This window comes from Sphaerotilus sp. (genome assembly GCF_031429695.1).
Taxonomy (GTDB): Bacteria; Pseudomonadota; Gammaproteobacteria; order Burkholderiales; family Burkholderiaceae_C; genus Sphaerotilus.
This window is the reverse complement of the sequence record NZ_JANPAB010000071.1, coordinates 38,927-47,542: the sequence shown is the minus strand read 5'-3', so window position 1 is coordinate 47,542 and position 8,616 is coordinate 38,927. Positions and strand designations below refer to the sequence as shown.

The 8,616-nt window shown below is 69.6% G+C and carries 4 protein-coding genes; all 4 read right to left on the bottom strand.

What is annotated here, in order from left to right; translation table 11 throughout:
* Positions 1 to 130: 130 nt before the first annotated feature.
* Positions 131 to 1,537, bottom strand: a complete 1,407-nt coding sequence (locus RMP06_RS14075) for a TolC family protein (RefSeq protein WP_310462409.1) — start codon at positions 1,535 to 1,537, stop codon at positions 131 to 133.
* A complete protein-coding gene (locus RMP06_RS14070) occupies positions 1,527 to 2,897 on the bottom strand; it encodes an HlyD family type I secretion periplasmic adaptor subunit (RefSeq protein WP_310462408.1) in 1,371 nt (456 codons plus the stop codon). Before RMP06_RS14070 ends, RMP06_RS14075 begins: the two co-directional genes overlap by 11 nt.
* Positions 2,894 to 5,047, bottom strand: coding sequence for a type I secretion system permease/ATPase (locus RMP06_RS14065; protein ID WP_310462407.1), 2,154 nt, complete (start codon positions 5,045 to 5,047; stop codon positions 2,894 to 2,896). The genes RMP06_RS14070 and RMP06_RS14065 overlap by 4 nt, the downstream gene beginning before the upstream one ends.
* A gap of 104 nt (positions 5,048 to 5,151) precedes the next feature.
* Positions 5,152 to 8,502: a C2 family cysteine protease gene (locus tag RMP06_RS14060; RefSeq protein ID WP_310462406.1), complete on the bottom strand. Its 3,351-nt coding sequence runs from the start codon at positions 8,500 to 8,502 to the stop codon at positions 5,152 to 5,154.
* Positions 8,503 to 8,616 lie beyond the last annotated feature (114 nt).

Genomic DNA, 8,616 nt, shown 5'->3' with positions numbered 1-8,616 from the left:
CCCCCGGGGGGGGGGAGGATAACGGAGCCGGGGCGATGTGGTGGTGCACCCGCCCCCCGGGGGGGTGGGTTGGGGTGGGGGTTCGGGCCGCGCCAACCGTCCATCAACGCTTGACGCAACACTAGATCCGTCAGTCCTGCGCCCCCAGCACCCCCGCCGCCGCCGCCAGCTTCAGCCGCGCCGCGTGCCACTCGGCCAGACAGCGGATGCGCTCCTGCTGCGCGTCGGCCAGGGTGTTCTGGCTGGTCAGCAGCTCCAGGATGTCGCTCACCCCCTTGTCGTAGCGCCGCGTCGCGCTGCCGACCGCCGCCTGCGCGGCGTCGACGAGGGTGACGCTGGCCTGCAGGTTGTCCAGCGCGGCGGTGGCGTCGGCGTGGGCCTTGACCACCTCCATCGACACCTGCAGCACCACGTTCTGCAGGCTGGCATCGCTCTGCTCGGCCTGCGCCTGGGCACCGCTGACCTTGTAGACGCGGGCGAAGCCTTCGAACAGCGGGATCGACAGCGCCAACCCGTAGGTGGTGACGCGGCTGCGCGTGGCGCCGAAACCCTGGCTGGGCAGGCCGTTCACCTGGTCGGCACGGCTGAAGTCGAGCGACGGCCAGCCCTCGACGCGGGTCGCGGAGACCTTGGCCACGGCCGCCTCGCGCTGTGCCTGGGCGGCACGGATGCCGGGGTGGCCCGCCTGCGCCTGCGCCAGCCAGTGCGCGAGGTCTTCCACGGCCGGGGCGTCGGGCACGTCCAGCCCGTCCGGCAAGGTCAGCGGCGCCGTGCCGGGCAGGCCCATCACGTAGGCCAGCACCGACGCCGCCTTCACCTGCTCGCCCCGTGCCCGCTGCGCCGCCAGTTGCGCCCGCGCCAGCGCCGCACGCGCCTGCAGCACGTCGCTCCCGGCCGCCACGCCCAGCGCCTCGCGGCGCTCGGTGGCGACCAGCGTCGAGCGGGCGAGGCGCACCGCTTCGGCACGGGCGCCGTGCGTCGCCTGGGTGGTCACGGCGTCGAAATACGTTTCCACCACCGCCGCCAGCAGTTTCTGCAGCGTCGCATCCCGCGAAGCGGTGGCGGCGCGCAGCAACTGGTGCGCCACGTCCAGACTGGCACTGCGCGCCCCGAAGTCGACGAGCCGCCACGTCAGGTTGACCGAGCGGTTGGTGCCGACCCGGTCGTCGTCGGGCAGGTCGCCGTCGGTGTAGGCGGTGCGGCTGAACAGGCGGTTGACGCCGATGTTGAGCTTGGGCAGATACGCCGCCCGGGCCTCGCCGACCGCGCTGGCCTGCACCCGGATCGCCGCCCCGGCCGCGCGGGCCTGCGGGTTGAGGCACAGCGCGGTCTGCATCGCTTGCGCCAGCGAGAGCGGGCCGTCCGGGGTCTGCAGCGCGGCGCAGGGGCTGGCCGGCTCGGGGGCAGGTTCGACCAGGCGCGGTACGGCCAGCGGGTTGTCCAGCCGATCCGCCAGCGCCGAGTTCGCCACCGCCCATCCCGGACACGCCACCAGCCACGCACACAGCCCGGCGCGCCACCCGAACTCACCGCTCATGCAGGCTCTCCCGGACATGCTGCACCAGCGGCGACAGCACGTACTCGATCAGCCGCCGCGAGCCGGTCTTGATCTCGACGCTGCCCGACATGCCGGCGGTGATCGGCACGGCCTCCCCTTCCACCTGCAGCACCGGCTGGCGCAGCGCCAGCTTCACCGCGTAGATCGGGCCGCGCTTCTCGTCCGGGATGGCGTCGCGGGAGACGTGGGCGACGGTGGCTTCCAGCGTGCCGTACTTGGTGTACTCGAAGGCATCGATCTTGACGCGGGCGGTCTGGCCTTCCCGAACGAAGCCGACATCGCGGTTCTCGATGAACGCCTCCATCTCGACACGGGTCTGCTTCGGCACGATCTGCATCAGCGGCTGCGCGGGCGAGACGACCCCGCCGACGGTGTGGACCGCGAGCTGCTGCACCGTGCCGTCCACCGGCGCCGTCAGCCTGAGCAGGTCGCCCCGCACGCGCCCCTTGCGCACCTCCTGCTGCGCCGCGGCGGCCTGGCGGCTGGCGTCGGTGCGCGTGTCCTGCGCCGACTTGCGCAGCTCGGCGGTGAGCGCAGTCTTCTGGCGGTGCAGGTCGGCGATCTGGCCTTCGAGGTCGAGCCGGGCCTGCTCCTTCTCCATCCAGGCATGGCGCGACACGTCGCGGGTCTGCGCCAGCTCGGCGTAGTCGCGGGCGCGCTGGGCCACCAGCGGCAGCTCCTGGCCGTAGCGGCGGATCTCGCCATCGAGCCGGGCCATGCGGGCGGTGTAGTCGCGCCACTGGTCCTGCAGGTGCTGGCGGGTCATCTGCAGGCGGTCGGGGTCGAGTTCGGCCAGCGTGGGCAGCGTGGGCAGCGTGGGCAGCGTCGACAGGTTCGGCGGCTGGCCGCTGTCGAGCGCGGCCAGCAGGGCAGCGGCCCGCTCGCGCTGCAGCGTCGCGGCCTGGAACTCGCCCTGCGCCTTGTCCTGCTCGGTGTCGCTCAGGCGCGGGTCCAGCTCGATCAGCAGCTCGCCGGCGCGCACCACCTGCCCGTCCTCGACATGCAGCGCCTGCACACGCGCTACCTCCAGCGCCCCGACCGTCTTGGTGCGGCCGTTGGGGATGACCTTGCCCTGGGCGTTGACCACGATGTCCGTGCGCCCGATCACCGACCACGCCACCAGCGCGAGCACCAGCAGCATCAGGATGCGCGCCACCCAGCGCCCGGCGGGCGACACCGGCTGCGCCTGCAGCGACAGCGCGGCGGGCAGGAACTCGGCTTCTTCCGTGGTCAGCGCGGGCGGGGTGAGCGTGTCGCGCTGCTGCCAGAAATGGCCCCAGACCTGACGGTAGCGGGTGACGAGCGCACCCCACGCGGCGATGCGGTTTCGCAGGCTCATGCTTGGCCCCCTTGCTGCAGCGCGTGCAGGTGGGCGTAGATCCCTTTCGGCACCTGCAGCAGCTCCTGGTGGCTGCCCACCTCGACGATCTGCCCGCGCTCCAGCACCACGATGCGGTTCGCCTCGCGCACGGCGGACAGGCGGTGCGCGATGATGAGCACGGTGCGGCCCTGGGCGATGCGGCGCATGTTGTCCTGGATGATCCGCTCGGATTCGTAGTCGAGCGCGCTGGTCGCCTCGTCGAAGATCAGGATGCGCGGGTTGGTGATGAGCGCGCGTGCGATGGCGATGCGCTGGCGCTGGCCGCCGGACAGGCCGGTGCCGTGTTCGCCGACGAGGGTGTCGTAGCCCTCCGCCATCTCGCAGATGAACTCGTGCGCCCCCGCCAGCTTGGCCACCTGGATCACCGCCTCGATCGGCAGCGCCGGGTTGCTCAGCGCGATGTTGTCGCGCACCGAGCGGTTGAAGAGCATGTTCTCCTGCAGCACCACGCCGATCTGCTGGCGCAGGCTGGTGGTGTCCACGATGGCGATGTCCTGCCCGTCCACCAGCACGCGGCCCCGGTCGGGCACATACAGCCGCTGCACCAGCTTGGTCAGCGTGCTCTTGCCCGAACCGGAGCGCCCGACGATGCCGATGACCTCGCCCGGCTCGATCTTCAGCGACACCTGGCGCAGCACGTCGGCGGCGTCCGGGCGGTAGCGGAACGACACCTGGTCGAACTCGATGGCGCCGTTCAGCCGCGGCAGGCGGGTCTTCTGGCCGGCGATCTCGGTGCGGGCGTTGAGGATGTCGCCCAGCCGGCGCATCGAGAGGCCGACCTGCTGGAAGTCGTTCCAGAGCTGCGCCAGCCGCAGGATGGGGCTCGACACCTGGCCCGCCAGCATGTTGAACGCCACCAGCTCGCCGACCGTCAACTGCTTGTCGATCACCAGCGTCGCGCCGAGCCACAGGATGGCCGCCGTCACCAGCTTGCTCACCAGCGTGACACCGCCGCTGGCGATCGTGGCGACGTTGGTGACGGACAGGCCGGCGGTGACGTAGGCGGCGAGTTGCTGGTCCCACTTCTGGATCCAGCGCGGCTCCACCGCCAGCGCCTTGACCGTGTCGATGCCGCCGAGGGTCTCGACCAGGAAGGACTGGTTCTCGGCGCTCTTGTTGAACTTGTCGTCCAGCCGTGCGCGGATGACCGGCGTGAACACGATCGACAGCAGCCCATACACCGGGATCGACGCCAGCACCACCATCGTCAGCGCCGCGCTGTACCAGAGCATCACGCCCAGGAACACGAAGGAGAACAGCAGGTCCAGCACCAGCGTCATCACGTTGCCGGTGAGGAAGCTGCGGATGTTTTCCAGCTCGCGGATGCGCGCCACCGAGTCGCCGACCCGGCGCGACTGGAAATAGGCCAGCGGCAGGTTCAGCAGGTGGCGGAACAGCCGGGCGCCGAGTTCCACGTCGATCTTGCTGCTGGTGTGCGCGAACACCCAGGTGCGGATGCCCGACAGCAGCGCCTCGAACACGGTGGCGCAGATGAGGCCGACGGCGATGACGTTGAGCGTCTTCATCGCGTGGTTGACCAGCACCTTGTCCATCACGACCTGGAAAAACAGCGGCGTCGCCAGCCCGATGAGCTGCAGCACGAAGGAAATCAGCAGAATCTCGCCCAGCAGGCGCCGGTACTTCACGATGGCCGGGATGAACCACGTGAAGTCGAACTGGGCCATCTGGCCACTGAAGCTGGCCTTGCTGGTGAAGAAGACCAGCTCGCCGGTCCAGGTCGCCAGCAGCTCCGACAGCGCGATCACGGCCGGGGGTTCACCGGCGCGCTGGATCAGCACCTTCGCGTCCGGCGCGGGGGTCTCACCTTTGGCAGCCTCGATCCGGGCGACGACGAAGAAGCGGCCTTCCCGGTCCTGCGCCACGGCGGGCAGCGGGGCCTTGGCCAGCCGCTTCGGATCCTGGCGCAGCGCCTTGGCGGTCAGGCCGAGCGATAGGGCGGCCAGCAGGATCGTCTGCACATCGAACGGCCGGTGTCCGTGCTGGTGGTGCAGCTGGGCCTCGTCGCAGGCGACGCCATGCAGCGCGGCCATCGCGAGCAGTGCCCACAAACCGGAGTCGGGCGCGTTGGGTGGGGGAACGGAACTCATGCAGCAGCGGGGCAAAAATGGGAAAGGCACTCGGACAGCATCGTACCGAGTGCCTGTCATGCCACGACGCCGGGGCGTCGTGGCATGGGGTCAGATCGAAGGGGTCAGGCGGCGCTGGCCAGCAGGAGACGGGCAGGGTCGAATGCGGTCTGACTCGTCAGCATGCCAGTGGAAGCCGCCGCACCGTCCTGGGTTGCCATGGCCTGCACCAGTTGGCTGGCAGCGTTGCTGGTGTTGTAGTTGTACTTGGTGTCCAGTGCACCCAGCGGAGACGCCTCGTTGGTGATGACGAAGTTGTTGCTGCCCACCCAGAGTTCGGCGGCGCTCATGCCGAAGACGCCGAGCCAGCCCGAACCGCCCTCGCTGCCCCAGGGGTTCTGCAGGATGAACTCGTTCGTAGCCGCATCGAAGCCGCGCACCGCGAACATGTGGCTGCCCACCAGTTCGGTCTTGCCGCTGAGCGGGTCGGCGGTGGTGATGCTGCTGCCGTACATCACTTCCTGGCCGCTGCTGAGGGCCGTGATCACGGTGTCCTTGACGCTGGTCGTCCAAGCATTGATGGTGTAGCTGGACATGCTGTAGTAGGTCGAGGAACGCCCCATGAGCGCCTGGAAGCCACGGCTGTCGCCCCCGCTGATGCCGTCATAGTTGTTCATCTCGCCCTTGTAGTGGACTTCCCACTCGACGTAGGCCTTCTCCAGCAGCGACACCCACAGTGCGCCGGACGTGGCCGTGCCCGTGCTCCACGCCGGCAGCGCGTTGTTGACCGTCACGTACAGCGGGTCGTCGTTGGGGGCGTAGAAGCGCACGCCCCAGGTGCCGTTGCCGTTGTCGGTGAACATCGTCTCCAGCATCGAGGCGTAGTCGTCGGCCACCGTGACCATGGCGGCCAGCAGGTAGCAGTCGCCGATGCTGCCCTGGCTGACTTCCCACGCCTGCGGGCCGCCGGCAGCGAACAGCGGTGCGTCGAAGGCGGTGTAGGTCGCCGTGCCGGTCCAGGTCGGCAGGTCGGTGCCGAGGAACCACTTGCCCACCAGCTTGTCCATCTGGCCAGCCGTGCTGCCCACCGCGAGATTGCCCAGCGCGGTCTGGCTGGCCGTGCCACCGGTCCACCAGGCGTTCGACATGTCGCCGTTGACGACGTTGCTGGTGATTCTGGCCAGATAGGAACCGCTGCCCAGTGTCTGCGCCACGGCGGCCGACAGTGCCTTCAGGTCGTTCATCTGCGCCAGCGTCAACCCGCCGGCACCGACCGAAGCCCCCACGCCGCCGAGCACCTGCACCAGCCCGTTGTAGCTGAACAGCGACTCGCCCGCGTTGAGGACGGCCGCGACCTGCGCCCGCACGCCGGCATCGGTGAGCGAGGTCAGCAGCGTCGCCACGGTCGAGCCGGCGGCCTGCACCATGGCGTTCTGGGCTGGCGACAGCGCCGCGAGTTGGGTCGCCGACAAGGACGAATAGACGACCAGCAGGTTGGCGTTGCCGAGGCCGGCCACGGCGCTGTTGCTCAGGGACTGCACCTTGCTGCCCAGCACGTCGAGCTGACCCGTGGTCAGGTAGTTGGCCTGCGTGGCGCTGAGCGAGGCCAGTTGCGCGGACGTGAGCACCGCGACCTGATCGCCTTGCAGGCTGCTGAGTTGCATCAGCGTCAGTTGACTGAACGTGGCAACCGACAGGGCGGCGATGGCCGCAGGCGCCAGCACACACACGTTGGTGCCCATCGCGGCGATCTGGGTGGCGCTGAAACCCGACGCGGCCGACGCCGACAGTGCCGCCAACTGCTTCGGGGTCAGGCTGGCGATCTGGGTGGTGGTCAGACCAGCGGTCTGCACGGCGGTGAGGCCAGCGAGCTGGGCCGGGGTCAGGTCGTCAAGCTGGGCGGTGGTGAGGCCGGCGATGGCGCTGGTGGAGATCCAGCCCAGTTGTGCGGCGGTCAGCGCGGTGCGCTGCCAGTAGTCGAGCGCGGCGACCTGGCCGGCGGTCATTGCGCCGACGTGGGTGGCGTCGAGCGCGGCGATGGTCGCGCTCTTCATCTGCGTGATGCCGGCCGGCGGGATGGCGGCGAAGGCGTCGGCCGAGAGTGCGTTCAGCCAGACCGGCGTGCGCCAGTAGAAGTTCTGCGTGATCGCCGCGACCTGGGACGGCAGCAGCGCGCCGATGGAGGCGGTGCTCAGGGCATCCAGGCTGATCGCATTGAGATGGACCGCCGTCAACATCCGGGTGTGGGCCACATCGAGGCCGGCGATGGTGGCACTAGCGATCTGGCCAACGCTCTGGAGCGTGATCGCAGCGAAGGCCGCGGGCGTCAGTGCGTTGAACCAGGCCGCGCTCATCCAGTAGAAGTTGCCACCGATCGCGGCCACCTGGGCCGGGGTCAGCGTCGCCACGGCGGCCAGACTGAGCGACGACGGGGAGGCCAGCGTCTTCATCTGGTCCACGGTCAGTGCAGCCACATGCGGCAGGTCCAGCCCCGCGACGGCGGATCCGGCGAAGTTCGCCACGGCGGCGGCCGACAGTGTCTTGAAGGTCGCGACCGGGATAGCGTTCAGCCATGCCGCACTCAGCCAGTACCAGCGGTCGGCGCCGATGCTCGCCAGTTGCGTGCCCGACAAGACCGCCACCTGGGTCGTGGTCAGCGAGCCCAGGCTCAGCGTGCCCAGTTGCGTGCCGGTCAGCGCCTGCAGGTGCGCCGTGTCCAGCCCCGCGACAGTCGTGGCCGCCAACTGGCCAATGCCCTTGGCCGGGATCGCGGCCAAGGCCGTCGGCGACAGCGCGTTGAGCCAGGCCGGGCTCATCCAGTAGAAGCTGGTGCTGATCGCTGCGACCTGTGCCGGTGACAGCGCCGCGACGGCCGCCACGCTCAGCGATTCCGGGTAGTAGAGGCCGGCCATCTGGCCGACCGACAGCGCACGCACATGGGCCACATCCAGGCCCGCCACCGCCGAGCTGGAGAACTTGGCCACGCTGGCCGCCGGGATCGTCGCGAAGACAGACGCCGGCACCGCGTTCAGCCAGGCCGCGCCCATCGAACCCCACTTGGCGGTGGGGATGGCCACCAGTTGCACCGCGCTCAGCGCCGCCACGGCGGTCACGCTCAGCGACTGTGGCGAGCCCAGAACCGCGAGCTGGGCAGGCGTCAGGGCGATTGCATGGGCGGCGTTCAACCCGGCGATGGTGGCACTGGAGAACTTGACCACACCCACGGTGGCCGTGGCCGGAATCGCCGCGAAGGCCGCGGGCGACAGCGCGTTCAGCCAGGTCGCGCTCATCCAGTTCCAGCCGGTGGCGATGGACGGGATCTGCGCCGCCGTGAAACCGGCGATGGCAGCCGGCAGCAGCCAGTCCGGGTGGAGCATGGCCGTGACCTGCGCCGCCGTCAGCGACGTGATCTGCGCCGCGGTGGCGCTCTGATAGTCCGCTTGTGACCAGCTTGCGATGTTGGCGACCAATGCCATTGGTGTTCCCCGTTTGTCTGGACACCAGTGTCTCACCCACCTTTGCCGCCCAGACACCTCTCCCGCAAACAGCTTCAAACTGTTTCAAAAAAGGTTCTTCCGACGTGGCTCTTC